This window comes from Larkinella bovis (assembly GCF_042655385.1).
In the GTDB taxonomy this organism is placed as follows: Bacteria; Bacteroidota; Bacteroidia; order Cytophagales; family Spirosomataceae; genus Larkinella; species Larkinella bovis.
The window spans coordinates 582777-607480 of sequence record NZ_JBHSMA010000001.1 but is presented as its reverse complement, the minus strand read 5'-3'; the positions used below and the strand labels follow the sequence as shown (position 1 = coordinate 607480).

General features: G+C 52.9%; 16 protein-coding genes. 10 read left to right on the top strand and 6 right to left on the bottom strand.

Annotated features, from left to right (window positions below; genetic code table 11):
- Positions 1-26: 26 nt before the first annotated feature.
- Positions 27-740: an MBL fold metallo-hydrolase gene (locus ACFPMF_RS02580; RefSeq protein WP_379840868.1), complete on the bottom strand. Its 714-nt coding sequence runs from the start codon at positions 738-740 to the stop codon at positions 27-29.
- Positions 741-956: 216 nt separating this feature from the next.
- Here ACFPMF_RS02580 and ACFPMF_RS02575 point away from each other — a divergent pair, with 216 nt between their 5' ends.
- The 3 genes from ACFPMF_RS02575 (at position 957) to ACFPMF_RS02565 (ending at position 3653) form a co-directional block, all read left to right on the top strand.
- Positions 957-1379: an OsmC family protein gene (locus ACFPMF_RS02575; RefSeq protein WP_379840867.1), complete on the top strand. Its 423-nt coding sequence runs from the start codon at positions 957-959 to the stop codon at positions 1377-1379.
- A gap of 208 nt (positions 1380-1587) precedes the next feature.
- Complete coding sequence (locus ACFPMF_RS02570) at positions 1588-2052, top strand: hypothetical protein (protein WP_379840866.1); 465 nt, start codon at positions 1588-1590, stop codon at positions 2050-2052.
- 116 nt (positions 2053-2168) lie between these two features.
- Positions 2169-3653: a helix-turn-helix domain-containing protein gene (locus tag ACFPMF_RS02565; protein WP_379840865.1), complete on the top strand. Its 1485-nt coding sequence runs from the start codon at positions 2169-2171 to the stop codon at positions 3651-3653.
- Positions 3654-3751: 98 nt separating this feature from the next.
- Here ACFPMF_RS02565 and ACFPMF_RS02560 read toward each other — a convergent pair whose 3' ends face one another.
- Together ACFPMF_RS02560 and ACFPMF_RS02555 are read right to left on the bottom strand one after the other, a co-directional pair.
- A complete protein-coding gene (locus tag ACFPMF_RS02560) occupies positions 3752-4936 on the bottom strand; it encodes an acyl-CoA dehydrogenase family protein (protein ID WP_379840864.1) in 1185 nt (394 codons plus the stop codon).
- 12 nt (positions 4937-4948) lie between these two features.
- Complete coding sequence (locus ACFPMF_RS02555; RefSeq protein ID WP_379840863.1) at positions 4949-7030, bottom strand: alpha-L-fucosidase; 2082 nt, start codon at positions 7028-7030, stop codon at positions 4949-4951.
- 235 nt (positions 7031-7265) lie between these two features.
- On the opposite strand from ACFPMF_RS02555, the gene ACFPMF_RS02550 reads away from it, so the two are divergent.
- From ACFPMF_RS02550 to ACFPMF_RS02525, 6 genes are all read left to right on the top strand, one after another.
- Positions 7266-8855 (top strand): NAD(P)/FAD-dependent oxidoreductase, encoded by a 1590-nt coding sequence (locus tag ACFPMF_RS02550; RefSeq protein WP_379840862.1) that lies wholly within the window; start codon positions 7266-7268, stop codon positions 8853-8855.
- Positions 8848-9486 carry an NUDIX hydrolase gene (locus tag ACFPMF_RS02545; protein ID WP_379840861.1) on the top strand — a complete coding sequence of 213 codons (639 nt, stop codon included), beginning with the start codon at positions 8848-8850 and terminating at the stop codon, positions 9484-9486. The genes ACFPMF_RS02550 and ACFPMF_RS02545 overlap by 8 nt, the downstream gene beginning before the upstream one ends.
- A 331-nt stretch (positions 9487-9817) precedes the next feature.
- Positions 9818-12478 (top strand): DNA gyrase/topoisomerase IV subunit A, encoded by a 2661-nt coding sequence (locus ACFPMF_RS02540; RefSeq protein WP_379840860.1) that lies wholly within the window; start codon positions 9818-9820, stop codon positions 12476-12478.
- Positions 12479-12557: 79 nt separating this feature from the next.
- Positions 12558-13187 carry a SanA/YdcF family protein gene (locus tag ACFPMF_RS02535; protein WP_379840859.1) on the top strand — a complete coding sequence of 210 codons (630 nt, stop codon included), beginning with the start codon at positions 12558-12560 and terminating at the stop codon, positions 13185-13187.
- A gap of 223 nt (positions 13188-13410) precedes the next feature.
- Positions 13411-14526 (top strand): DKNYY domain-containing protein, encoded by a 1116-nt coding sequence (locus ACFPMF_RS02530; protein ID WP_379840858.1) that lies wholly within the window; start codon positions 13411-13413, stop codon positions 14524-14526.
- Positions 14527-14817: 291 nt separating this feature from the next.
- Positions 14818-16146 (top strand): adenylate/guanylate cyclase domain-containing protein, encoded by a 1329-nt coding sequence (locus ACFPMF_RS02525; protein ID WP_379840857.1) that lies wholly within the window; start codon positions 14818-14820, stop codon positions 16144-16146.
- A gap of 1 nt (position 16147) precedes the next feature.
- Here the strand turns inward: ACFPMF_RS02525 and ACFPMF_RS02520 are convergent, their stop codons facing one another.
- Genes ACFPMF_RS02520 through ACFPMF_RS02510 form a run of 3 tightly spaced genes read right to left on the bottom strand, consistent with a single transcriptional unit; the run spans position 16148 to position 21918 of the window.
- A complete protein-coding gene (locus ACFPMF_RS02520; protein WP_379840856.1) occupies positions 16148-19789 on the bottom strand; it encodes a BamA/TamA family outer membrane protein in 3642 nt (1213 codons plus the stop codon).
- Between the two features lie 20 nt (positions 19790-19809).
- Positions 19810-20649 carry an SdiA-regulated domain-containing protein gene (locus ACFPMF_RS02515; protein WP_379840855.1) on the bottom strand — a complete coding sequence of 280 codons (840 nt, stop codon included), beginning with the start codon at positions 20647-20649 and terminating at the stop codon, positions 19810-19812.
- A 57-nt stretch (positions 20650-20706) separates the two neighbouring features.
- Complete coding sequence (locus ACFPMF_RS02510; RefSeq protein ID WP_379840854.1) at positions 20707-21918, bottom strand: Pycsar system effector family protein; 1212 nt, start codon at positions 21916-21918, stop codon at positions 20707-20709.
- A 220-nt stretch (positions 21919-22138) separates the two neighbouring features.
- Here ACFPMF_RS02510 and ACFPMF_RS02505 point away from each other — a divergent pair, with 220 nt between their 5' ends.
- Positions 22139-24664, top strand: coding sequence for a DUF5686 and carboxypeptidase-like regulatory domain-containing protein (locus ACFPMF_RS02505; RefSeq protein ID WP_379840853.1), 2526 nt, complete (start codon positions 22139-22141; stop codon positions 24662-24664).
- Positions 24665-24704: the final 40 nt, after the last annotated feature.

Sequence of the window (24704 nt, the reverse complement as noted above, 5' to 3'; positions counted from 1 at the left end):
CGGAGAAGTCGGCCTCCATTTGGTCCCTATCGCCATTGCATCAGGGCCGAATTGAGGGCATCTTCGACCCGTCGGCGGGGCTTGTAAAAATAAATCATCCCGTGCCCGGGCAACATGAGGTCCGTATCTACCGTGGCAAATCGGCGGAGCGAGCGGGTGTAGATTTTCTTGTCGAAATCGATCGAGCCGCTCCAGCCAAAATCACCGCTCAGCAACGTGCCGATGACATCGCCACTCACGACGACCCGCTTCCGGTCCCAGGTAAAGAAATAGGCTGTGCAGCCCATGCTATGGCCTGGCAGGTGCATCACCTCCAGCTCAAGGCCCAGAACGGTCACTCGTTCGCCGTCCGAAACTGTCCGGTCGACCGTCACCGGCTGAAACGTTTTGTGGTACAAATAGCCGCAACAGCGCTCGTCACCTTTCGCCACCGCATCGGCGGTTTCGCCAATGGCAATGAGTTCAACGCCCCGCTCTTTCAGCCGGTGGGCGGCTCCGGCATGGTCGAAATGGGCATGCGTCAGGAAACAATACCGAATGTCGTCGGGCGACAGGTCCCAGTACCGCATATTGGCAAAAATCTGTTCCAACGTATCGCCACAGCCACAGTCGAAGAGAATCAGGCCATCGGCGGTTTTGAGCACGTACGAATTGGCGTCATTCCATAAAGCCCCGGGCTGATCGAAGGTGATGCCGTTCAAATCCCCGCCCACCTGAAATAAATTTTTAAGAATCTGCATGTTCGAATGTTCTTTCAATAAAGATCTGTACGTAATACGATCATCCGGCCGCGACCGGCCATCTACAAGGCCAAAACTCTTGCCGGCGGATCAACACCCCACCGCCGGCGCGGAACCATTCTATTATTTTTGTGCCAAACCGGAAGAAAATTAACAAGGCTCTGGTCAACATTTCTTACTTTGCCACTTTTCAACATCACATCACTCCGAATCTTTATGGAAATCAAACGCAATGCCTCCGCACACTGGGTAGGATCAGGAAAAGACGGAAAAGGGACCCTGAGCACGGCCAGCACCGTGCTGAAAGATACCCAGTATTCGTTCAATACGCGCTTTGCCGATGGCGTCGGCACGAATCCCGAAGAACTGGTGGCAGCCGCCCATGCCGGGTGCTTTTCGATGAAACTGGCCTTTAACCTTCAGGAAGCCGGTTTTACGGCCACTTCGCTCGACACCAAAGCGGTTATTACGTTTAACACCGACTCCGGCAGCATCAGCAGTTCAAAACTGATCTTGACGGCCAGCGTGCCGGATATCACCCAGGAAAAGTTTGATGAACTGGTGGCCGATGCGGAAAAAAACTGCCCGATTTCTAAATTATTGAATACAGCCATCAGCGTCGAAGCTTCGCTGTCCTAGTGTCAATAAGGTCCTCAATTCCCGGCCGGGATGCGGTTTCTGTCCCGAAACCCGTAAAAAAACCTCCGGAAATTGAGGACCTCTGTCCCCGAATATTCCCATTTCTGGCCTTACATTTGCGGTTGATATATAATATAAGGTACCGATTTCGTTGTAATGCGAAAGTCCTGTATGTTAACTCAACTTTTGATAACCCCCTAATGGCCCAATGAGAATCATCGTCACCCTTTTTATCCTCTTGTTAAGCGTATCGGCGTGTAAAAAAGGCGGTAGCGCTGCGGAAGATGTTGACCCCCGGGAACAATACCTGGGAACGTATGACATTGACTACACCTCCAAAACCAGTGTGACGCCCGGATGGCCTACGTACAGCGAAGACAGTGGCAAAGGAAGCCTGACGTTTGCGAAAGGCGATGCCGCCAACGAGTTACGCATGACCGTCGAATTTCCCGGTTTTAGTACCGAAACGGATATTGTCAAATTAAGCGGCTCACAATTTACAATGAGCAAAAATCGGGGTTCGATTTTATTCGGCAATAAAAAATACGATGGTGAATTTGTGGGAACGGGCCTCTTTGAAGGCAAAAACGTGACGTTGACCACCGTAACCAAAGTATCACAGGATGGCTCGCTGCTCCAGTGGACCCAGTCCTATAAAGGTCTCAAACGATAACTTTACGTTTGAGCATTCAACGTCCACCCGGTTCGCACTGAAACCGGGTGGACGTTTTGTTTACCATCGTTTTAGCGGTATTTTTACCTTCATCACTTCATAATCCTTCTTAACCAGTGGCTGTTTACACCGATCACATTCGACTGCTTTTTGGCCTGAAATTAAAACAGATCCGGTTGGATAAAGGATTGTCGATCAGTGAACTGGCCCAGCGTTCGGGACTCTCCGTTTCGTATCTGACCGAGATCGAAAAAGGGCGTAAATACCCAAAAACCGATAAAATTGCGGCCCTGGCGAAAGCCATGGAGGTGGATTACGACACGCTGGTTTCGCTGAAATTAAGCAAGAAATTAGAGCCGATCTCCGATTTGTTGCGGTCCCGGTTTTTAACCGAAATCCCGCTCGAATTACTGGGCATCGACCCCGCCGACCTGCTCGAACTGCTGGCCGAAGCCCCCGCCAAAGTCAGCGCCATGATTTCGACCGTCATGAACATCGGCCGGAGTTACCACGTCAGCGTCGAGCGCCTGTACATGGCGGTTTTGCGGTCGTACCAGGAAATGCACGACAACTATTTCGACGATATCGAACAGGATGGCGACCGGTTTTTGACCGAGTTTGCGTCGGGTGGCGCGGAGGTCGACGAAGTGCTCTTAAGCAACGTGCTTCGAACCCGGTTTGGCTATTCGATTCACCCCTTCGAACAGGAAGCGAATCCGGAACTGGCCGGCTTGCGTTCGGTTTTTCGACCCGAATCCGGGACACTATACCTGAACAGCCAGCTGTCGGCCGAACAGCGGACGTTTATTCTGGCCCGGGAGGTTGGATTTCAATACCTTACCCTGAAGATTCGTCCGTATACGTATTCGTACGTGGAAGTCGAATCGTTTGAGCAAATCCTTAATAATTACAAAGCGTCGTACTTCGCGGGGGCCATTCTGATTCGTCGGACGGAGTTGATTCCGCGGCTACAGGCCCTTTTCGATCAACCGACCTGGAGCAACGATTCTTTTCTGGCGTTGATTCATTCCTTCAAGGCCACGCCAGAACGTTTTTTTTACCGACTTAGTAACCTGCTTCCCAAGCATTTCGGCATCGATCAGCTGTTTTTCTACCGGTTTAACAATACCGCCGGGCAGACCAATTTCCGGTTGACGAAAGAAATGCACCTGACTCGCCAGCACGGGCCTAAAAGCATGATGGACGAGCACTATTGCCGACGCTGGGTAGCCCTGACCATTTTGCAGGAACTGGCCTCCCTCCAGAAAAACCACCAGTTTGCCGGGGCCTTGTGCCAGTCACAGTTATCCACCTACGCCGACTCGGGCAATACCTTCTTTATCGTCTCGGTAGCCCAGTCCTACCAGCCGCATCTCCAGCAGAACATGAGCGTGTCGATGTGTTTTAAATTGACCGACACCCTTCGGAGCAAGATGCGGTTTTTAAATCCCTTCACCCCCGGTATTCCGCAACGCATTGTCAATGAAGCCTGCGAACGCTGTGGCATTTTTGATTGCCGCGAGCGCGTGGCCGCCCCCACCAGTTTGCAGAAAAAACGCCAGATCGACGCGATGAAGAAAGCCCTGGAAGAACTGAAATGAGTTAAGAGTGATGAGTTAAAAGTTAAGAGTTTTTCAGCTTGCGTCAGCCAACTCATCACTCTTAACTCATCACTCATCACTCATTAATTATCCTTTTTTCACTTAAAAGCCGGTATGCCTGTGATTTCGTTGCCCAGAATCAGGAGGTGAATGTCGTGGGTGCCTTCGTAGGTGACGACCGATTCCAGGTTCATCAGGTGGCGCATGATGGGAAACTCGCCGGTAATTCCCATTGCTCCGTGCATCTGCCGGGCTTCCCGGGCGACAGTCAGCGCCATCTCGACATTATTCCGTTTCGCCAGCGAAATCTGGGCCGTAGTTGCTTTCCCTTCGTTTTTCAGGACGCCCAACCGCCAGCAGAGAAGCTGCGCTTTCGTGATTTCGGTGAGCATTTCGGCCAGTTTTTTCTGAACCAGTTGAAAGGATGCCAGCGGTTTTCCGAATTGCTGCCGTTCCAGGACGTACTGCCGGGCAGAATGGTAACAGTCCATAGCCGCTCCGACAACGCCCCAGGCAATCCCGTACCGCGCCTGATCCAGGCAACTCAGCGGAGCTTTCAGGCCATCCGCTTCGGGCAGCAGGTTTTCCCGGGGCACTTTCACATCCCGAAAAACCAACTCACCCGTGGCACTGGCCCGCAGCGACCACTTCCGGTGAATCTCCGGTGTCGAAAAACCGGCCATGCCACGCTCCACCAGCAGGCCGCGAATCCGGCCCTGCTCGTTTTTGGCCCAAACCACCGCCAGATCGGCCAGGGGTGAATTCGTAATCCAGAGCTTGCTGCCGTTCAACACATAATGGTCGTCACGTTCAACGAACGAGGTCTGCATCCCCGCCGGATTGGAGCCATGATCCGGTTCGGTCAGGCCGAAACAGCCCAAAAGCGCACCGCTGGCTAATCGGGGCAGGTATTTCCGTTTTTGCGCTTCGGAGCCGTAGGTATAAATCGGCCACATGACCAGCGAGCTTTGCACGGAGACGCACGACCGCAGGGCCGAATCCCCCCGCTCGATTTCCTGCATCATCAGGCCGTACGAAATATAATCCAGCCCCCCGCCACCAAACGCGGTGGGGAGGGTTGGACCAAAGGCCCCCATGTCGCCAAACTTTCGGACGAGCGAAACCGGAAACTCGGCTTTCTGGGCACATTCTTCAATAATGGGACTGATCTCCCGAGCCACAAAATCGCGCAGGGCCGACCGGACCAGCCGCTGCTCGTCGCTCAACAAATCGTCGATTCCGTAAAAATCCGGGGCGTCGAAATCCGGGGCCGTATGCTTCATGGGCATAAGAAGTTAATGGACCATCACCCCAACTTCCGCAGCCGAGGCCCAGTGTTCCTTTTCGTTCACCGACGAAAGCGCCACCAGTTTGATAAACCGGGCTTGCTGGGGGCTGGCAAAAGCCACCTCCTGTTTCACCGGATTGTTCCTGATGTTCGCAAACGCCTGATTTTCAAGAACCGGCTTCCAGTCGATTCCGTTTTCGCTTACGTAAAAACTGTACTGGTAAATCGTTCCGCCGGTTTGTCCGTCCTGCCGGGGCGTGTACGTAAACCCTTTCAGAGACAGGCTTTCGCCGAGGTTGATCACCAGTTCGTGCGGGTGTTTGCTACTTCCCTCCTGCCGGGCAGTCTGCCAGAGCGTCCGGGGATTCGAGTCAATGGCCCGATTGGCCGCGCTGCGGCTTGCGTTGTCCGTTGTCACCACCGACCAGTTGGCGGGCGCCACATCGAAAGACGCTGGAATGGTTTCCGACGATTCGGCTCCATTCTTAATGAAAGCTTTGGCTTTGATAACGCCCCCCTTCGCATAGTCGAACGGTGCCGTATACCGGGTCGATGCCATCGTCGGCTCGGTGCCGTCGGTGGTGTAGCGAATGACCGGATCGGCCACATCGGACGAAATGGTTACCACGCCTTGCCGGGTCCGGGAAATTTCGGGGTTCGAGAGCAATTCAGGTGCTTTATAAATCCCCACTTCCGACAAAACCGGACAGGCATTGGCGTCGAGAATCGTTACGCGCACTTTGGCGGTTTTCAGGGTCGGAAAAACCAGAATCCGCTTGTAACCGATGGTGGTCTGCTGATCAATCTGGACATACTTGCTACCATCCCAGGCTTCCACCCGGAACGACTTCACGCGCTGTCCGAGCGGGATGTATTCCTGCAGGACCACCCGGTTTATTGCCGTTGGCCTGCCCAGATCGACGACCAGCGAAGCCTGCCGAACCGCGTCATCGGTTGTCCAGTACGACTCGTAGTTACCGTCCACTAAGTTGCTGGCAGCGAAACGTTTGTCTTTGCCCCGAACCGCCGAAGCGGTGGCGGCTTTTCCCCTGGCCAGATTGGTTTTGAAGGACGCATCGAGGGTTTTGCGGAATTCCATCAACCGGGTCGAATCATTGGGATGAATCAGCCCTTCGCGCGAAACCGGCACATTCAGCAACAGGTTACTGTTCCGGCCAACGGATGAATAATAGATTTTCATCAGGTGCGTCAGGGTTTTCACCCGATCGTCGGTATCCGGACTATAGAACCAGCCCGGCCGGATCGACACATCGACTTCCGCCGGAATCCAGTACTTTCCGTTTTCGTTCCCGGTATTGAGCACGCTGGTCGACGGAGCCGCGGCCCCCATGCCAAAACCGTCGGTGTTCAGGGTAGACCAGTTGGTTTCGCCGGCAATACCGGCTTCGTTGCCCATCCAGCGACAGCCGGGACCAATGTCACTGAAAATGATCGTCTTCGGCTGGTGTTTGAACACTACGCTATGAAACAGTTTCCAGTCGTATTCCTGCCGCTTGCCGTTCGGGCCTTCGCCGTTCGCGCCGTCGAACCATTGTTCGAATACCTCGCCGTAACTGCTTAACACTTCGTCGAGCGTATTGGCAAATATCTGGTTATATTCGGGCGTACCATAGGCCGGGTGGTTGCGGTCCCAGGGCGAAAGATAAACGCCAAATTTCAAACCGTATTCCTTGCAGGCGTTGGACAATTCGCGCAGGACGTCGCCCTGGCCGTTCTTCCAGGCACTTTCCCGCACGGTATGGTTACTGAACTTGCTCGGCCACAGGCAAAAACCGTCGTGGTGTTTTGCCGTAATGATAATGGCTTTCATGCCGGCGGCTTTGGCCGTTCGGGCCCACTGGCGGGCGTCCAGCCGCGTGGGATTGAACACCTTCGGATCTTCGTCACCGTGGCCCCACTCCTGGTTGGTAAAGGTGTTCGGACCAAAGTGAATAAACATGTAATATTCCATTTGCTGCCATTGCACCTGCTGCGGACTCGGCAGGGCACCGTAGGGCGCGGGGGGATTCACCTTCTGAGCCGCTAGTGGAAAAGAACTGAGTACTAAATAGAAAAGTAATTTTTTCATTGAAATTTGGGTTAAATCGCCGGCCCTTCGGACCACCCGGACCGCATTTTCTGGCAAACCGGGTTTCGGGGTCAAATATATTGTTCCGGCATCGGGAATACGAACACATGAATTCTTTCTCCCAAGTTATCGGCCAGAATGACTAATTTTACCAAAAAAATAACCAAATATTATAAAAAATAAACGGCGAACCTGAAGCCGACTCCGGTTGTTGCATGGAAAGGAAATTTCGTCTATGATTCATACGCTTTCATTAACCCTCGAGCCCGATACCGCGTTTGATGACGCAGCTTTTGAGCGGGAAGTTTACAACCGATTGCAACTGCCGACCGACCTGCTGACGGATGCGGAGTCGGATCGGCCGATTATCCGGAAACTTCGCCAATCGATCGATGCACGTTCCCGGCAAGTCAAAGTACATATCGATGCGGAAGTTTACGAAGGAGAAGAACCCCGTCCGTTACTTTCCTATCAGCGAACGTACCCGAACGTCAGTCAGGCCCGGCCGGTGGTGGTCGTTGGGGCCGGACCAGCCGGTTTGTTCGCAGCCTTGCGGTTGGTCGAGCTGGGGTTAAAACCGATCGTGCTGGAGCGGGGCAGCGATGTGCGCGCCCGGCGTCGTGATCTGGCGGCTATCAACAAAGAGCACCTTGTCAATCCGGAATCGAACTACTGCTTCGGCGAAGGCGGAGCGGGTACGTATTCGGACGGTAAACTCTATACGCGGTCCAAAAAGCGGGGCGATGTCCGCCGGGTTCTCGAAATTTTTGTCGCGCACGGAGCCACTGAACAAATTCTGGTGGATGCGCATCCCCACATCGGAACCAACAAGTTACCCGACGTGGTCATGGCCCTTCGGCAAAGCATCGTCGAAGCGGGGGGCGACGTTCGTTTCAATACCCGGATGGTCGATTTGATCCTCGAACAAAACGAAATCAAAGGGGTCATTACCGACAAAGGGGACGAAATTACCGGACTGGGTGTCATTCTGGCGACCGGGCATTCAGCCCGCGACGTCTTTGCGTTGCTGCACGAAAAAGGCATCACGATTGAAAACAAGCCGTTTGCGATGGGCGTCCGGATCGAGCACCAGCAGTCGTTCATCGATCAGGTGCAATACCACCGCCCTAATCGCGGGAATTACCTGCCCGCAGCCTCGTATAGCCTGGTCACCCAAACCCGGCACAAGGGGATTGAACGGGGCGTATTTTCCTTTTGTATGTGTCCGGGCGGTTTTATCGTCCCGGCGGCTACGGCCCCCGGCGAACTGGTTGTGAACGGCATGTCCCCGTCGCGCCGGGATTCGAAATTTGCTAATTCGGGCCTGGTAGTAGCTATTCACGAAAATGATTTAAAAAATTACCGGGCCTACGGTCCACTGGCCGGTTTGCAATTCCAGAAAGAACTGGAGCAACGCGCCTGCCAACTGGCGGGGGGCGATCAAACCGCGCCGGCCCAGCGGATTTCTGACTACGTAAATGGCCGGGTTTCCAACCGGTTACTCGAAACCTCCTACCAGCCGGGTCTGAAACCGGTCGATATGCAGGCGGTTTTGCCGGAAACGATTGCCGCACCGCTGAAAGCCGGTTTGCAGCAGTTTGGCCGGTCGATGCGCGGCTACGTGACCAACGAAGCCCAGATGATCGGGGTTGAAAGCCGCACCTCGTCGCCCGTCCGGATTCCGCGCCAGCCGGATACGCTCGAACACGTGCAGATCCAGCGTCTGTTTCCGTGCAGCGAAGGTGCCGGTTATGCCGGTGGAATCGTTTCGGCGGCCATGGACGGAGAAAAATGTGCTGAACAACTCGTTAAACGCTATGCCTAATTCGTCGTTTCATAGCTTTGCCAACACCCTCCGGGAACGATTGGCCGAACCGCTGCCCGGTCCGGAAGCCCACCTGAAAATGGCCTCCCGATCGCGGTTACGCATGGCTATGCAACCGAACGAACGGACCCGGCGTAGCGCCGTCCTGATTGTGTTTTATCCGTACCAGGGATCCATTTTTCTGCCGCTGATTTTACGCCCGCAGTACGATGGCGTTCACGCAGGCCAGATGGCGTTTCCTGGTGGGCGCATGGAACGAACCGACGAAAGCCTCATCCGGACGGCCTTGCGGGAAGCCCAGGAAGAAGTCGGAATTCGGGTGACGGATGTGAAAGTGCTGGGCAAATTGACCGAAATCTACATTCCCCCGAGTAATTTCTACGTCCAGCCGGTGGTCGGCATTCTCCCCTACCGACCGGATTTTTACCCCGATCCGCGCGAAGTTGAGCACGTGGTGGAAGTTGGTCTGGATGAGTTGCTGGACGAAACCATCATCGGCGAAAATGGCATCGAGGTTCGCGGGACTCTCATCGACGCGCCGTTTTACCAGATTCAGGGCTTTAAAGTTTGGGGCGCAACGGCCATGATGATCAGCGAATTGCTCACGGTGATCCAGTCGGTTCCGAAGTGAAATGGACAAAAAATGCGGATTTCTGTTTATATATTATTATATTTGTAATACAAGTATAATATATTGTAACCTGAAGTCAAACCGGGCAACCCTCTAGGGATGCTTCGTACGTACCGGACAGGCGTTCCTGAAAACCGGCACCGGTTTTGCGGGTTGTACTCTGGCAACATAAAGTACTCCATTAAACGGCCCAAATCCTGCTTTTTAACCCTTTCTGGGCCGTTTTCTTAAAAAATTCGTATCTTTATGTAGCTATCGACGGATCAATTGTGCCCGCCGACCCATTCAAGACGATAGCATTTATCATCGATTTTTATCCGTAACCATCCGAATGAGCGAAATTCTGGACCCAACTGATTTACCGGAAGATCAAAATGAAGATACCCTCCACCAACAAACCGTGGTGTCGGGATTATATGAAAACTGGTTTTTAGAGTATGCCTCGTACGTTATTCTGGAACGGGCGGTTCCGGCCGTGGAAGACGGCCTGAAGCCGGTGCAACGCCGGATTCTCCACGCCCTGAAAGAAATGGACGATGGACGTTTCAATAAAGTGGCCAACGTCATCGGCCAAACCATGCAGTACCACCCCCACGGTGATGCGTCTATCGGCGACGCCCTGACCACCATTGGGCAGAAAAACCTGGTCTTTGATACGCAGGGAAATTGGGGCGATATCCGCACCGGCGATGGCGCGGCTGCCCCGCGCTACATTGAAGTTCGGCTGTCGAAATTCGGAAACGACGTCATCTTCAATCCGCAAACCACCGAATGGCAGCTGTCGTACGATGGGCGGAAAAAAGAACCGATTACGCTGCCGGTTAAATTTCCGCTGCTGCTGGCGATGGGGGTTGAAGGCATTGCGGTGGGCTTATCGACTAAAATTCTTCCCCATAACTTTCTCGAACTGATCGAGGCCTCGATCAGCATTCTGAAGGATAAACCGTTTACCCTCTACCCGGATTTTCTGACCGGCGGGTACATCGACGTCAGCAATTATAACGATGGCAGCCGGGGTGGTAAGGCCCGGATTCGGGCCAAAATTGAGGAGTTTGACAAGAAAACCCTGATTATCCGCGAAATACCGTTTGGCACCACCACCACCTCGATCAAGGATTCGATCATCAAGGCCAACGACGACGGAAAAATTAAGATCAAGAAGGTAGAAGACCTGACCTCGAAAGATGTCGAAATCCACGTCCACCTGGCCCCCGGCGTTTCTCCCGATATTACCATTGACGCCCTGTATGCCTTCACGGAATGCGAGGTGTCGGTGTCGCCCAATGCCTGCGTGATTATTGGGGATAAACCGCATTTTGTTTCCGTCTCGGATATTCTCAAAATCAATACGCACCAGACGGTTCGGCTGCTCGAACGGGAGCTGGAGATTCGGCGGGCCGAATTGATGGAGAAATTGCTTTACAGCTCACTCGAAAAGATTTTTATCGAAAACCGGATTTACCGGAAAATTGAGGAATGCGAAACCTTCCAGGCCGTGCTGGAAACGATCGACAAAGGGCTGAAACCGTACAAAAAGCAGTTTTACCGCGAAATTACGGAGGATGATCTGATTCGGCTGACCGAAATCCGGATCAAGCGAATCTCGAAATATGACGGTTTTAAAGCCGAGGAACTGATGCGCCGGCTGGAGCAGGAACTGGCCGAAACCGAGGACAACCTGGCCAATCTGACGCGTTTTGCCATCAATTATTTCAAGGAACTGGCGAAAAAATACGGCAAAGGCCGGGAACGGAAAACCGAAATCCGCGCCTTCAACACCATCGCGGCCAACGTGGTGGCGGCTGCCAATGCCAAACTGTACGTCGATCGCGAAGGCGGTTTTGTCGGTACCGGGTTGAAAAAGGACGAATTTGTGTCGGACTGCTCCGACATCGACGACATCATTGTTTTCCGACGCGATGGCAAGTGCCTGGTCACCAAAATTCAGGATAAAACCTTCGTCGGCAAGGATATTATCTACTGTTCCGTCTTTAAGAAAAACGACGAACGGCGGGTCTACAACATGCTGTACCTGGACGGAAAATCCGGGATTACAATGGCCAAGCGCTTTTCGGTGACGGCCGTCACCCGCGACCGGGAATACGACCTGACGATGGGCAATCCGAAATCGAAGGTGCTGTGGTTTACCGCCAATGATAATGGTGAAGCCGAGGTCGTTACGATTAACCTGACGGCGCAGAGTACGGCCAAAATCAAACAGTTTGACTATAACTTTGCGGAAGTACTGATTAAAAACCGGTCGGCGCAGGGCAATATTCTCACGAAATACCCGATTCGGAAAGTTAGCCTCAAATCGGGTGGCGTTTCGACGCTGGGTGGGGTTGATATCTGGTACGACGAACACCTGGGTCGGCTGAACCGCGACGAGCGCGGAAAATATTTAGGCAATTTTGACAACGGCGCGAGCATTTTGGTCGTCTATAAAGATGGCGAGTATGAACTGACCAACTATAACCTAACCAATCGTTACGAACCCGCCGACATTGCGGTTTTGGAGAAGTTTGATCCCGAGCGCATCGTTTCGTCGATTTACTACGAGGCCAATCAAAAGTCGCACTATGTCAAGCGCTTTAAAGTCGAGACCAGCACGCAGGACAAGAAGTTCAGTTTTATCGGGGATGCGAAAAACTCGAAGCTACTGGCGGTAACGACCGATCGCTTTCCGCGTTTTGAAATTACCCACCAGATGAAAGAGAAAGGTCCTCTGGAGAAAATGGTGCTCGAGCCCGAGGGCTTTATTGATATTCGCGGCTGGAAAGCTTTAGGGGCAAAATTGCCCTTTGCCAAAGTGAAGGAAGTAAAATTATTGACCCCTCGCCGGAATAATGACCGGGATATGGCGGAAAATCGAACGATAACGCCTACCTTAATCGTCGTTGAACCGGAACCTGACGAACAAACGGACGAAACGCCGGATACGGATGATACCAGTTCGGAACAAACGGTAAAACAATTAGGCCTGTTCTCATGACATGAATCTAATGTCGTACCCGACGCGCCGGCAAAGCGGCCATTACAAAGGAGTAAAACCTCACCTGAGGGTGATACGGATGAAACGGCTCATCAAATTAGGCGTTTTTCTGGCTTTCGTGGGAATAACCACGATACTCCTTTGTAATTTCTGGGTCGTGTACAGTACCCGGAGCCAGGTCTATTTTGATCTGGAATCCTTGCCAACCAACGAAGTGGGGTTGGTGCTCGGAACCAGCAAATCCGTCAAAAGCGGCAATGAAAATCTGTTTTTTCGCTACCGGATGGAAGCGACGGCCCGGCTTTGGAAAGTGGGCAAGATCAAGCACATTATCCTCAGCGGCAACAATGATTCCGAATATTACAACGAGCCGTCCGACATGAAGAAGGCTCTGCTTCGGTTGGGCGTCCCGGAGGCTGACATGACGCTGGATTATGCCGGTTACCGAACCTTTGACTCCGTTGTCCGGTGTAAACAGGTGTTCAATCAGGAAAAAATCACGATCATCTCCCAGAATTTCCACAATGCCCGCGCGCTCTACATTGGCAATCATCAGGGCATGTCGGCCGTGGCCTTTGCCGCTCAGGACATTCCGGGCGGCTATTCTTTCCGTACGCTGATCCGCGAATACCTGGCCCGTCCGCTGGCGGTGCTGGATGTGTATGTTGTGCATCCGAAACCGGTGATGGAAAACAAGGAGATTAAGTAACCCTCGAAGCCCTCCCATCGAATCCACTTTCTTTATTCCGGAAGAAAGCCCCTTGCCGGTTTTCGGGTCATTTTCTTCGATTCAATCGACCAGCTATTCAGTCAACTCAACCAGCTGTTGATTCGATCTGGTGCCCGGTCCGACGTTCTGTTAGTTTTGAAAAACCACCGTTTCGGAATCTTCGGAGCGAGCATTCAAACAACTCATACTACGGAACAACACCATGAAACTTACGCGTTTGCTCCTGTCCATTCTGGGGCTCAGCAGTCTCTTTTCCTGTAAAAAACCGGCCTACGAAACGAAAGATGGTGCGGTATTTTTCAAAGGACAACGGGTTCAGGTCCAGGACATTGACTCCTTCGAACTCCTAAACAATGTGTTTGCCAGGGATGCCCTAACGGCCTACTACCGGGGAGCGGCCATCGACATTGCGGAAGCTGCGAGTTTTGTGGCTCTCGACGAGCACTACGCCAAGGACCGCACTTCCGTATTCTATTGTGATAATTTTCGGGAAGGGCAGACGTATTTCACGACCCGAAAAAATAGTGTCCGGCGGATTTACAAAGCCGATGCCGCTTCGTTCGAAGTCATGACGAACGGGTATGCGAAAGATAAATTCCACTGCTACTTCGACGGTGTTTTGTTCCCGGTGAACGATGTGGTTTCGTTTCAGCCACTTGATTACGGTTTTGGAAAAGACAAACTGGCTGGCTATTACGAATTTACGATCATTCCGGATAGCGATGGCTGCTCGTTCACGCCCATCAGTGCTCACTTTTCGAAAGATAAAAATCACGTCTATTATTGCCGGATCAAGGATACGGACGCCAAAAATCCGCATACTCCGGAAACGCTCCGAATCGAAGGGGCCGATCCATTGACCTTTGCGGTTTTAGATCCGGATTACGCCAAAGATAAAAACCGGGTTTATTTCCGGAACCGCCCGGTTAACGGAGCGAATCCGGCTACGATAAAAATGGTAAAACCCAACCAGGCCTTTTATGTATCGGATTCATCCCGCGTCTATTTCGGCGATCAACCCATCGTTTCGGCCGATCTCGACTCCTTTGAGCTGCTGAGTGATTTCTACGCCTGGGATCAATCGGTGGTTTATTACCAGGAAAAACCGCTTATCGGTTGTGATGCAGCTTCCTTTACCGTGTTAAGCGCCGGTTACGCCAAAGATTACAAGCAGGTTTACTTCAACGGGAAACGCATTAATGGAGCCGATCCCTTTACCTTTAAAATCGTTGAAAACACTCACCAGGTGGATGCTGCCGACGCCCACCACCGTTACTTGAACGGCCAGCCCATGGTCGGAGAACTCAGCTCGTTGTAAGACTTTTCCTCAGCTTCAACGTTGTCGTTTCGTCCGGTTAACGGCCCTGTTTGGGCCTCGAAACACCCAATTGAGCAACCGCTGGCGTTTCTTCCTACCGGAACCACGAGATCGTATTTCAGACCTCTCGGGTTGCGGTAAGACTGGCCATGAAAGGGATCTCACGGTGCTACTTTGACGGTTCACTCCCACAAATTGCTGGTTGGGCTTCAGCCGTTAGGCGGATTCGTGCAAATAGAATTTATTTGTCGGGAAAATTGTCTAGTAAGCAATACGTTTCATCGTGACACTATGACATTTATTTACCACCGGCGTGATAAAGAGGAAATTAGCCCCTATTTCAACCTGACATTTTCGCAGGAGAACCTACGGCGTGAGCAGCAGCGGGCCGGTCTACTGGCGGGTGTTTTCATCGCTGGCCTTATTCTGACTTCTTTTTTCTACCTCTATCTACCCGTTACGATTTATCCAAAGCAGGCCAAGGATGAACTGATGCGGACCGTCCTGACCTTTCTGGGCTTCATGTCCGTATACGAGCTGAACATGTGGAATATGCTGCGTATCTGGTCAAAAAAGGGCTTGGTGATGCCGCAACTTGCCAAATACCTGAACGCTACGTTCGAAATAACCGCCCTGACGCTGCTGATGTATCTGCTTTCGGATAAATTCGACCATCCGATTCTGGTCATGCTCTCGCCCTTTGCGACTATTTATTACTTTTTTATCATCCTCTCCACCCTTCGGCTTAACTTCTGGATTTCGTTTTATACCGGCCTGATTGCGGGCATCGAGTTTTTACTGCTCAGTCTGTACCTGCTCGAAGAACCCTCGACGGTGATGGGGTCGTTTAGCTTATTCCTGACCACTTCGTTTGCTTACGCCGTCAAATCGATCATTTTCCTCTTATGCGGAATTTGCGCGGGTTACGTTTCCCGCCAGATCCAGAAAAGCGTCCAGAGTTCCATTGAGCGGAGTGAGATTCAAAACCAGCTCATTACGTTCTTTGGCCAACAGGTTTCGCCCGAAATTGCGGAGCTGATAATCAAGGAAAAAGGCATGTTGAAAAGCCAGCACATGAAGGTCAGTGTGCTGTTTCTGGACATTCGGAACTTTACGAAATACGCCGACAAACACACCGCCGACGAGGTGGTCGCCTACCAGAATTCCTTTTTCAAGATCATCGTGGAGGTGGTCAACCGGCACGGTGGTATCATCAACCAGTTTCTGGGCGATGGCTGCATGATCACGTTCGGCGCCCCGATTCCGCTCGCCAATCCCGCCGAAAATGCCGTCAAAGCCGGTCTGGAAATCATCGACGAAATCGACCAGGCCGTCCGGGAAGAACGCATCATCCCCACCAGTGTCGGCATCGGCGTTCACGTCGGCGATGCGGTGATCGGCAACATCGGTACCGAAACCCGGCAGCAGTTTTCGATCACGGGCAATGTCGTGATTCTGGCCGCCCGGATCGAACAACTCAACAAACAGTATGGCACCAACATGCTGGTTTCGCAGGAAGTAATCCACGAACTTTCTGAACACCCGGCCCTGACCGAACTTCTGGGGGTGGTCGACGTCAAAGGAATGGAAATGGGCGTCGAATTGTATAAGCTCTCCTGAGTTAAAACAGAAAACCGACCCGTACCATCGGAAGCTTTTCCTCTTCCGACATGGCATACAAAAATGAAATCACTGCCTGTTTATAGGGAGCAAACCAGACCCCGCCCCCGTAGCCGTGGTGCCAGTTCCGGGCGTTTTCGCCTTTCAGCCAAACCCGGCCAACGTCGTTAAATGCCAGTAAGCCGAGGTAGGCCGGAAACAGGTAGGTCCGGATCGTGGCGACGTTGAGCCGCAGTTCGGTATTGTTATACAGCATACTACGCCCCGCAAACCGGGTCCGCCGGTAGCCGCGCAGGTTGGAAAGGCCGCCGAGCGTGTTGGCCTGAAAAAATTCAAAATCGGTAAAATTGACACCGCCACCAAAGCGCGTGGCAATCGTCAGGGTGGTTGGCAGCCGCAGACTCGCGTAGAATGCCAGGTCAGACTGCAAGCGGGCCAGGTTTTTCGCGTAGGTCGTTATCCCGTCATAAAGCAGCAATTCCGTGCGCCAGACCGTTCCGCGCGACGGCAGTACCTTATCATCCCGGTTATCGATGAGGAAACCGGCTTTCAGCCCGGCATACCAGCGCCGTTTGGAAATCGCCTGTCCATCCGGCAAACTTTTGATGTACTCGCCGATAAACCGCTGCTGATTTTCTTCCACCTCAATGCTTTCCACCGCCGGACCAATCGAAAGCAGGGCACTCCCGAATTGCCGCTGAAACAGGGCGCTCAGGGCGATATTTTCAAAGCGCGTCCGGTAATACCGAATGCCTTTCGACTTATCAAAAACCGTGTTGTTGCCCAGGCCAAAAAAGTTGGAGACATAGTTGGGTGCCTGCACCTCGGCATCCAGCCGCAGGTCGGTTTTTCCGATGACATCCGTAAAAATGCCATCGTAACTGAAATTATAAGCGCGGGTGGCAAACGCATGATTGACCACAAACCGGTGCTGCTGCGCAAAGGGTTCTTTCCGAAAACCGTGTTTGGTAAACCGAAAACCGCCCCCCAGAAACAGGCCGTCGTCCGGGTTGTACTGGACCGAAACCTGCGGAAACAGTACGTCATAATTGAACGCCTTGCGATCGTAGGCATTGATCGACGAGTTGTCGGAGAGATGCAACCGCGTTTCGGGCCCAGCCTGCGTTACGGTTTTGCGGGAATCGTATACCATAGTTTTCCGGCGCCATCCCGAAACGGCCGAACTGTCAACTACCCGATCCTGGCCGGTTCCCCCGATGATACGCAGCAGCATGCCTGCATGGGTCTTTCCGCGAACAATGAATTCATCGTCATCGCCAAAACCGTATAACCGCACTTCTTTCGTTTCGGCCGGGTCAAAAACCCGGTGGTAAAGCTGGGCACCATTTTCACCGTCTTTCTTTAGTTTATAAACCGAAACCGTCATCCGGCCGTCGGCTTCCCGATCGACCTCGAACCGCTCTTTTTTATCGCTGCCCGTGACCGAGACCGAACGGGCCAGAAACCCGTACAATTCGCTCGCATACCGCGACAAATCGGCCCGCCGGTTTTGTAGTTTGGCTTTGATCGTACCCGCTGTTTCCTGATAAGCTGCTTCCGGCAGATCCTTCAAGGCTTCATCGATCACCGAATCCGTCAGCTGGCGGGCCAGCGTATCGGCGGTTTTGAGCCAAGCGTCCAGCGAGGGTTCGGTCAGGAAACTGCGGTCGAAATAGCGGGCGTTGAAGGCCAGGCCGGGCACATCGCGGATCGTGTTGCTGAAGCCCTGAAACTTTGGCATCGCCCATTTCCGACTGGCAATTTTGGGAATAATTCCGCCATTTACGAAAAAAACCTGATCCCGGTCTCGCGGAATGGGTTTAAAAACCAAGCCTTTACCCTCTTTAAAACTAGCCCAGCGCCATTGGTCATCGTGTCGATCCCAGTCCCCAAGCCAGAGGTCGAACAGCCGGGCTTTCAAAACCGCCTGCTGATCGACCCGGTTGTCGTTGTCCTGGTTCAGTTTTTCAAGCAACTTATCGGTGCTGTAAATTTTCTTCGTACCGCCGAATTGCGGGCTGCCCTCGTAATTGCCATCGACACGCTCTTCAAACAGCGCCAGGGTGTGCGCAAACGTCCGGCGATACGGCCCGAGCAGTGAATCGTCCGGCACCACCACAATTTTAGGATTGGTATGAAAAACCCCGGCTGCGTCGGCCAGCCGGGGCACCGCCAGCGCAGCGTACGGATGCGATGCCGAAATCTGGTCCTGCACCAGATCGGTGACAAAACCGCTCCGCAGCGTTGCCGGAATAGCATTTTCGGCATACTTTTCAACCGACCGGAGCACGTATTCCCGGCCGTCATTTCCGGCCATCCGCAACGATAAGGTCTGCATACCCCCCCCGCGTTGCAACGGTTTCAGGCCGCCCGCTTCCTGCCGCAAATTCAGAACCGGCACCGTCACGGGAGCCTCCCAGACGTTCCGGTAATTATCGCCAAGCAGCATTCGATGCAGGGGCGTTGCGCGGTACTGCCCGCTGGCCATGGTCGTTTGCGTGACCGGTTCCACGGGCCGCCCCGTATCGGCAACCCGTTGTATGGGCAGCGTGAAGACGGTTTCGAACAATACTTTTCCGGTCTCACTCGCGGCCTCCGGGGCAAAAAACCGGATGCGCGTGCCCCCTTTTTCGTCGAAATCCACCCGGGCAAAGCCCTTCTCAGGTGACGCGAATAAACTATGGCGGCCTTTCTTGACGGCAACCGACTTGGAACCGCTGCCACTGGTGAGGTAGTACGTCGAATCGCGGAGAATCAGTTGTTCGTTATGATCATGACCATTGACATACAACACGTTTCGGTATTTTTTCAGCAACGACACGATCCCGTTGCGCATCATCTTGTATTTCGGATGCTGAATGTCCTGAATGTTTCCGATCAGCGACCGGTAAAGCGGATAAATCGAGCCAATACCCGGTAACGGCAGGTAGAGATTGGGCTTCAGGTTGGTGAGCGGAAACAGGTGATCCTTTACGGTAAAATAGCCGCCATGTTCGCCGTGGCTGTACATCGGATGGTGCCCCGCCAGGACCACTTTCCGGTGCTGGTTACGCGCCAGCACGTCATCGAGCAACAACAGAAAAGACGGCAAATCCTTGGCGTCACAGTCCGAGTCCTCCCCCGGTTTTTCCCAGGGATGCAGCCACCATTGCGTATCGATCAAAACCAGCGCTATATCCTCATTCAGCGCGATTTCTACCGGACCCGGACAACCGTCTTTCGGAAAAAAAACATCCTCACGGCCCAATTCGGCGGTTACAAATGCGGCCTGATTCCGAATCCGGTCCCAGCCGTCGCGCCGTCCCTGCTGCCAGTCGTGATTGCCCGGAATGGCGAATGCCCGGCCCTTAAAACCGGTCAGAATAGCCAGCTGGTCGCGCATCCGGCGTTCCGCGTCGGCCCGGTCGGCCTGACTGGAATCGGGCATGCCGCGCGGGTAAATATTATCGCCGAGGTAGATGATACTGCTGTTCGCGCCGGTGGCCTGCATCTGGTGCCGGACGGTTTTCAAAACCGCATCTTTACTGTCCGGTTGCGGTTCTCCGGCATCGCCCAGGAGAAAAATCGTATACGGTTTTGATTGAGCCCAAAGCCCTTCAGAAACAAGAAAAAGAAGGAAAAAGGCCGTGTAAAGATGTTTCATACGCCTATTACAAATCCGGCTTAGGGCTGGTTCGCAAACTCCAGAATATAACCCGGTTTTCCGGCCTCTTCGCTCGCGATGTAGAGCGTGCCGTCCGGCGCAAAACAGATGCCTTCGGGCTGGCGGAACAGCTTGGGGTCCAGCGCCTGGCTGGCAATCACCCGGCCCTTCCGGTTCAGGACCACCACCGCTTTTCCGATCGAGGTCAGGAAATAAAGATCGCCGGTTTTCGGGTGAACCGCCAGGCCCGAGGGTTTAAATTTTTTGGCATCGACACCGGCTTCTTCCAGCACCTCCTCCCGGATAGTCAACCCTTTGAAAACCACCTTCGTTTTTAGGTCATACATGTAAACCACTTTCTCGCCCTTTTTGCCCCCGTCCTTTACCGCCAGCATCAGCCGGTCGCTTTCGGGATCGTAGGCCAGTCCTTCGACTTCGGTCTTGCCCGGCAGGTCCGTCGGAATGCGACGAATCTCCTTCGAAAAGGGTTTAAAACGGTACAAATCCCCGTTGCTTTTCAGCGTATAAATTTCGTCTTTCACCCACTCAATCCCTTCAAAATCGCCGTAATTACCAAAAACCGAGGAGTCGGTGATCTGCTTTTTTTTCAAATCAAAGAAATAGGCCACCGCTACCTCGTCCTGTACGCAAAGAAGCTGGTTATTGGGGTAATACGATAAACCCGAGATTTCTTCCAATTCGGCGGGCAGGTCAAACCGCCGGGTCGGAGCATTCAACGTATAGGCAAACGGCTGAAGGGTGGTGGATTCGGACTCCGCTTTCGCGTCCTGATTTTTTTTGGAGGAACAGGCACTGATCAGGCCCAATAACGCAAGGATGTGGATAAACGTACCTTTCATGCTACCTGTTGATGAAACAAAAACCGGGTCTAAACCGGGGTTCGATTTGGGAAATGATTAACGGGTCGGGAAATAATAAGCCGCAATTCCGAACGCCAGCACGGAGGCCGCAAAACCAAACATGAAGATGGTGTAGGCAAACCGCAGCAGCTTGTATTTTTTTCCGAGGACTTTGCCGAGGAAATAAATGTCGCGAGTCATGCTGCTGTACAGAAAATCGCTATCGTTCATCATTTCGCGCATACCCCACTCGTAATCAGCCAAATCCATTTTGTGAAAATTGCCAAAGAACAGCAGATTCGCCTGTTTCTGGTGAATATCTTCTTTCGAAAACCGCCCGCTGGTGATGTTGGGCCGGGTAGCCAGAATGGCGAAAATGGTCGCTACCAGGCAACTGACGGTCAGCATGATCGTCGGAATGATCAGTTGCGGCCATTCTTCCAGTTTTCGGATCAGGATACTGACAATGAGGGATACGATAATGGTATTGACCGAGATCATGATGTTCGCCTTGTTATCGGCCATCGCACTCAGCTGGAAGTGGTTCTGGGAAGTGACCCGGAACATGGTTTCGATGCCCCGGTCGGGGCGTTTCGTTTTTTTAGGCTCTCCTTCCGCCGTTGGCGGCCCCGGCTTGTCCGCTTTTTCGGCTTCTTCCGCTTCCAGTTCCGCCAATTTCTGGTGGGCGATTCGCAGGTTATTCTCTTTCAGGGGCGTCAGCACCTCCCGGCCATAATCCGTAAAATAGTGGTGGCTTTCCATCAGTTTCACCGTGCCCTGCATCCACTTTTTCTTGCTGATTTTTCCGCTGACGTTTTTCACTTCCTGCCGCATCAATTCGCTCCGTTCGAAAAACTGCTCCGAACTCAGGTGAAACAAATCGGCATCGCACACCACTTCGGCCACGTTCGTGTGCGGGGTCTGGGGAAGTTGAGTCGCTAATACACAGTCCGATATCGTTTTAATTCGTTCGGCGCTCAACCCGGCTTCCTCCAGAAAAGGCAGGGCCATCCCCACCCCGGCTTCTTCGTGCTGCTGGCATTTCCGGGCGTACCCGATGTCGTGGATCCAGGCGGCAATTATGGCGTCCTCCAGCTCTTCCGGCGGCAGTCCGGCCTTTTTACCCAGGAATTCAGCGGCCTCAACCACCATTTGGGTGTGTTTCAGATTATGGTAAACCAGATTTTCGGGCAGGGCGCGCAGTAACGTTTCGGCGAATTCCCGCGTACGGTCAACAAGCGAATGATCGGTGGGCATTACAGAGGTCATATCAAAACGGAAAAAAGCCCTGAACTGGAACAAAAATAGAATATTCAGTCTACTCAATACGCCATAGAAAGGCTACCTGGACAATTTATAGGATTATTTCGGCAACTCGTCTATACATTTCGGCGATTCGTCTTTTAATCGTCCCAAACCGTTTACTTGGTAAACCCTGTTGACTACATTTGTGTTAACCCACTATAAATATTCTCTCAGCGACTTACGAATGAAGTTTACTTTACGGGGACGTTTCGGGTTACTTTTCTTTTTTCTGAACGTTTTATTTTTCCCGGCCATTGCACAACCCGCTTACAAAATAAGTGGACGCATTACTGACGCCGTTACGGGTGACGCAATTCCGTTCGCCAATGTCGCCATCAAAGGAAAAACCGCCGGAACCACTTCCGACGAAAACGGCAACTATTCGTTCGCAACGACTCAGTTTGGCGATTCCCTGCTGGTTTCCAGTTTAGGTTATCAGACCCGCTCCTATCCGCTACGCCGGACGCCCCAACAGACCATTGATGCTGCACTGACGGGCACCGCCACAAAGTTACAGGAAGTTAAAGTCTATGCGAAAGGTGGTGATCCGGCCTACCGCATCATCCGGGAGGCCATTCGACGGCGCGATCAATTTGACCCCGACCAGTTAACCGCTTTTCAGTACGAAAGTTATTCCAAAGTAGAAGCCTACGTCAACAATTTTGCCAATCCACGCAGGAAAGGACGCGGTATGGGGCCCGTTGGCCGCCTTCTTTCCAGACTCCCGGCTATTTATGATCGGGAAGGCAAACCGGCCGTTCCGGTTTACGTCTCGGAAACGCTTTCTGACTATTATCAACGTGCCGATCCCCACAAAACCAAGGAGCGGATTCGGAAAAGCCGCGCGTCGGGCGTAGGAATCAGCGATGGCGGGGTGGCCGCGCAGCTTACCGGTTCTTCGTTTCAGCAGTATAATTTTTACCGGAACTACATCAATCTTCTGCGCAAGGACCTTCCCTCTCCGCTGGGTCAGTCCTGGCAAACCGTTTATAAATTTCATCTCATCGACACGGTGACGGTGGGTGGAACAGTCTGTTTTCAGATTGATTTCGAGCCCAAACGACCAACCGATCTGGCGTTTGTCGGTACGGCCTGGATCGATACCACCCGCCTGGGGCTTTCGCAGATCGACGCCCGGATCGACCAGCGCGCCAACATCAATTTTGTGGACGAAATCCGGATTGAACAGGAATGGGAAGATGTCGAGGACAGCCTGACGAACGGCGTGCGTCTGCCGGTTTTAACGCAACTGCTGATCGATACCGACGAACCAACGCCCAACGCACCGGGTGCGCTGGTCCGGATTTACGTGGCGGCCCGTAAGGTGGTTGTGAACAAACCGCAGGCGTTGAAATTCTATGAACCACCCCTGGAGTTATCGGAAAATTACAGCGAAAAATCCCCCTCGTTCTGGCAAAGCCACCGACCGGAAGGCTTGTCGCCCGACGAACTCCGCGCGTTTGAAGTGGTCGATTCGGTGCGGAATGTGCCCTTTATGAAAGTGCTCGGGGAAATTGCCAACCTGACGATGGTCGGCTATTATCCGCTCGGGCCGGTTCACCTCGACGTTGGTCCGCTGCTGAACAGCTATGCGTTCAATAGTGTGGAAGGGCACCGCTTCCGGCTGGGGCTGCGGACGAATGCCGGTTTTAGCCGTCGCTGGATTTTGGGCGGTTATCTGGCCTACGGAACCCGTGACCAGCAGTTTAAGTACGGCATGAACCTCGATTACGTGATTCGGAAAAAACCGTATACCATTGCCGGCCTTTCAAAAAGCTACGACCTCGAGCAGTTAGGCACCTCCGCCGAAAACCTGAACGGCAACACGATTTTTGCGGCTTACACCCGATTCGGTACGCTTCGCCGGCCCTATCTGCAGGAGTCACACACCACGTATATCAAAAGCGAATTGGGAAAAGGATTCACCCAGACGGTCAGTCTGCGAAACCGGCTGTTCGAACCGCTCTTTCCGTTTGCCTATTCCGTGAACAAAGCCGACCGGACTACCGCCAGCCAGTTTCGGGCCACGGAAGTAACCTTCGAAACCCGGTTTTCGCCCGGCACCTTGATGATTCAAAGTGATAACGACCGGTTTAGTGTCGAGGGCAGTAACAACCCCGTGGTCACTTTCCGGTACCAGTTAGGCCTGAAGAACGTCCTGCACGGTGATTTTACGTACCACCGCTTTAGCCTGAACCTGCGGCATTCGTTCCGGATGGGCGTTCTGGGCCGGACCCGTTACCAGATCAATGCCGGTTATACCCCTTCGACTATTCCGTACCCGTTGCTGTACATTCCTTTGGGCAACGAAACCTTCTTCCGGGTCGAAAACGCCTATAACCTGATGAATTTCTTTGAGTTTGTGACCGATCGCTACGTCGGCTTCTTCGGTGAGCACAATTTTGAAGGCTTATTTTTCAACCGCATCCCCGCAATTCGGCGGCTGAAATGGCGGTTTCTGGCGACCGGAGCGGTTTTGGCCGGTGGGGTCAGCACGGCGAATACGGCCTTGATTCCTCCGACCAACGAAACGGGGCAAACCGTTCTGGGTTTTCAATCTCTGAATCGGACTCCGTACGTTGAGGTGGGCTACGGCATCGACAATATTTTCAAAGTGCTGCGTATCGATGCCGTTCACCGGCTGACGTACCGCAACAACCCCAATGTTTCAACCTTTGGGCTCAAGTTTTCGGCCTGGGTAAACCTCTAATACGAAACGGTCTAAAGTCCGTGACCCACCCCTTGGTTGG

Coding starts and splice junctions, on each gene's coding strand:
- ACFPMF_RS02580 (WP_379840868.1), bottom strand. CDS start 740: ATGCAGATTCTTAAAAATTTATTTCAGGTGGGCGGGGATTTGAACGGC.
- ACFPMF_RS02575 (WP_379840867.1), top strand. CDS start 957: ATGGAAATCAAACGCAATGCCTCCGCACACTGGGTAGGATCAGGAAAA.
- ACFPMF_RS02570 (WP_379840866.1), top strand. CDS start 1,588: ATGAGAATCATCGTCACCCTTTTTATCCTCTTGTTAAGCGTATCGGCG.
- ACFPMF_RS02560 (WP_379840864.1), bottom strand. CDS start 4,936: ATGAAGCATACGGCCCCGGATTTCGACGCCCCGGATTTTTACGGAATC.
- ACFPMF_RS02555 (WP_379840863.1), bottom strand. CDS start 7,030: ATGAAAAAATTACTTTTCTATTTAGTACTCAGTTCTTTTCCACTAGCG.
- ACFPMF_RS02550 (WP_379840862.1), top strand. CDS start 7,266: ATGATTCATACGCTTTCATTAACCCTCGAGCCCGATACCGCGTTTGAT.
- ACFPMF_RS02545 (WP_379840861.1), top strand. CDS start 8,848: ATGCCTAATTCGTCGTTTCATAGCTTTGCCAACACCCTCCGGGAACGA.
- ACFPMF_RS02540 (WP_379840860.1), top strand. CDS start 9,818: ATGAGCGAAATTCTGGACCCAACTGATTTACCGGAAGATCAAAATGAA.
- ACFPMF_RS02535 (WP_379840859.1), top strand. CDS start 12,558: ATGAAACGGCTCATCAAATTAGGCGTTTTTCTGGCTTTCGTGGGAATA.
- ACFPMF_RS02530 (WP_379840858.1), top strand. CDS start 13,411: ATGAAACTTACGCGTTTGCTCCTGTCCATTCTGGGGCTCAGCAGTCTC.
- ACFPMF_RS02525 (WP_379840857.1), top strand. CDS start 14,818: ATGACATTTATTTACCACCGGCGTGATAAAGAGGAAATTAGCCCCTAT.
- ACFPMF_RS02520 (WP_379840856.1), bottom strand. CDS start 19,789: ATGAAACATCTTTACACGGCCTTTTTCCTTCTTTTTCTTGTTTCTGAA.
- ACFPMF_RS02515 (WP_379840855.1), bottom strand. CDS start 20,649: ATGAAAGGTACGTTTATCCACATCCTTGCGTTATTGGGCCTGATCAGT.
- ACFPMF_RS02510 (WP_379840854.1), bottom strand. CDS start 21,918: ATGACCTCTGTAATGCCCACCGATCATTCGCTTGTTGACCGTACGCGG.
- ACFPMF_RS02505 (WP_379840853.1), top strand. CDS start 22,139: ATGAAGTTTACTTTACGGGGACGTTTCGGGTTACTTTTCTTTTTTCTG.